The organism is Pseudomonas sp. FSL W5-0203 (assembly GCF_001896155.1).
Lineage (GTDB): Bacteria > Pseudomonadota > Gammaproteobacteria > Pseudomonadales > Pseudomonadaceae > Aquipseudomonas > Aquipseudomonas paracarnis.
On sequence record NZ_MPOR01000087.1, the window covers coordinates 1 to 2,817 of the forward strand.

The 2,817-nt window shown below is 53.7% G+C and carries 2 protein-coding genes; one reads left to right on the plus strand and one right to left on the minus strand.

The window, feature by feature from the left end; all coding sequences use genetic code 11:
• Positions 1–716: hypothetical protein (locus BOP96_RS30230; protein ID WP_175563024.1), on the plus strand; the 716-nt coding region annotated here is incomplete at its 5' end.
• Between the two features lie 510 nt (positions 717–1,226).
• On the opposite strand, the gene BOP96_RS29325 is transcribed toward BOP96_RS30230, so the two are convergent.
• On the minus strand, positions 1,227–2,817 hold a 1,591-nt coding region (locus BOP96_RS29325; protein ID WP_153266386.1), incomplete at its 5' end, for a fimbrial protein.

Below are 2,817 nucleotides of genomic sequence, written 5' to 3' on the forward strand. Positions count from 1 at the left end.
AATTGCTCAACGCCGTGGTCCTGTGCGGTTTCACCGCGACCAGTCTCAACCAGCAGTTCCTGGTTTATAGCCTTAATGAAAAATCGGGCGATGAACTGGTAAGGATTTACCTGACGTATCTTGAAGGTGAGGATCAGAGGCTGCGCATGCGCGATGCTCCGCCCGAGACACTTACGACGGCAGCTCAAGTACTCAAAGATGTTTTGCGCGATGCGTGCGCGAGTGACCCAAGACAAACCGAAGATACTTATGCGTTGATGGACCTGTCCGACAGCGTCATTGAGTGCAGCTCTGTAGACACGCATTACAGCTTGAAAATCAGTGACGCGTGGCTCATGAACCTCTTACATTACGACCCACAATCCAAGGCCATCCCCCTGCCCCTGCAATCACAGCAGAATGGCAATTGCGCACCTACGGAAACACGCGTGACGAGCAGTTTTGCGGGTGAGTCGGTAAAGACATGCGACGTACAGACCACTTCGTCCAAAATTGACGCGAACCTGAAATCACTTGTCGCCAGCATTACCAACCATAAGGAAATATTGCTGGGCAAGTATGTACAACTGGATGAGCGTCAACGCGAACTCGAACAGCGCGAACAGCAGTTAGTTATCCGTGAGCTCGCATTAAACCAGCGTGAGGACGAACTAATGACCAGTATCAGTTCCTTACGGGCAGCTGAAATACAACTCGATGCGCTGCTCGACAACTGAAACAGCAGCGAGGCAACTGGCGGGGCACGACTGTCAGGAAAAGCTGTTGCAGATGGCTGGTGCCCAGCGGCAAACCACGCGCCTGGACAGCTAACGCCAGCCCGGGCCGAGGGACAAAACCTAATGTCGTGTCCGGGGTTATTTGACCGTTATAACATGATCTGGCACGTTGATACACGTATCAAGAGGGAAAACTGCAAACAACTCCGCCAAACCGTTCAAAGAAAAGTCTGAAATATCCTTAAGCATGCGCGAGTTATCTGACAGCAGCGCCGGTGCCGCCGGAGTATTCTGCCGCCTTACATTACTGCCTTTTACGAATCAGAAAGCGCGTTCAACGCCGCTTTCAAGCATGCCATGGCGCCGCGCCATTATTTGCGTGAGCGTGCCGCCCAGGTTTAATGCCGGCCTGTGGCAATTACCATGAGCTCATCGGTAATCCAACCTGCATCTTCCGAAGCAACGAATGCCACAGCCTCCAAAAAACCTGAGGGATCGTCCAGAAAGCACTCAGTCATAAGTAAAGGTCACAGAGACCGCCGCATTGGCTTTTCCAGGCGTCGCGTTTTTGCCGGTCCGAATGTATTGCACGGTCATGGGATGACTGATCGTGCCGCTTCTCAAGTTGCCAATTACGGTAGTGGCTGAAGGGGCGAAACTGATGGCGTTCGTCCCATTCAACACTTGTAATGCAATACCCGAAGCTTTGGCGGGCTCATCGGCTAAGCTCAGATAGGAAGACAGGTTCGACGGGTTGTACACGTCCGCCATGCCATAACTCACTTGGAAAGTAGGTACGTCCATGTTGCACTTCAGGCCCAGTACAAACGCACCGCCAGCGATGCTGGAGCCGATTGAAGGCATATCCACAATGCTCACTTGCTTGAGCTTGATCGTGGCCGGCGTGGTTAAAGTGCAGGAAGTACCTTTAGCCACGAATGTGAATTCATCAGTGCGCATCGTCCAGGCGCCGCTGTAGTTCTCATGGGCAATTTTGCCTGTGATGACGTCCAATGTATTGATGGTGCGCAGGCCTGAGGTCATGCTCTTTTTGGGGCTGTAAAACCTTACTTTGACTGTCGAACGCATCGTAAAATCCGTGGCAAAAGACACTTTAGTGGTTTGGTAGACGTTGGAACTCAAGCCGTGCTCTGTCCCGCCATCGACAGAAGAAGTCCCAAAATAAAACACGTCACTCTCGCCCGTCTGGTAGAGGTTGTAGGACGCGCCATCAAACTCAATGGATGCTCCGGCAGGCAGGCCAGTAGCCCCCATCGTATTCGTATAGGTACCTCGGGACATATTCGTACAGATAAGCGACATGGTCGCCGAGTGCCAAACGGACGAGATCATCCCTCCGCTGTCATTGGGCACATCCGAAACCGACGGCACAATTTTGTTGCCACTCACCACGCAGCCTGCCAGGGCATTGGCTGGTAATACCAACAGCCCGCCGACTACGCTGATCGCAGTGAAGATCCGTGAATAGCGCCCTCTGGTGTGTGGGCTGATCAATGCATCCGAGCCTGACGGCTGTCTAGCGCATTGAGCACCATAAGCCCAGGGCAATGTTAGCGTATTCTCACCGCGCCCCTGCACATCGGCCAACACGTTGGCGCTTAGCGCATCGGTGTGCGTCACGACCACTACGTTGATGTGTTTAGACGTGGCATTCGCTTCAGGCGTCTCGCTGAATGCCGAGCGCGCAGGCCCTTGAAGCCGCACCGCAATCAGGTAGCGTTCGCCGCTAGCCTTGAAGTCTTTGGTCACCTCATACGGATGTTCTAGACGATCTAGCCGTGCAGTCTTCAGTAACAATTTGAACAGTGACCATAACGTCCTCAAAGCGCAGTACTCCCGAGTGAGTAGACGGAGTACTTCATTCAGAGAACCGCGTTCGACTTCCTGCCGTGGTACATCCCAGCCACCACTCACAATCAGCGAATTGATAGCCGGTAATATCACCGCTCCAGTGCGCGCCAGCACCCGTACGCTGAAAGGTTCAGGCCCCGCCTCGATACCTGCAACGCCTGGCAGCATGCCAAGGGTCATGACATCCAGAGGCCGCGTGGCGTACAACGTCACCGCCTGGTGATAGCGC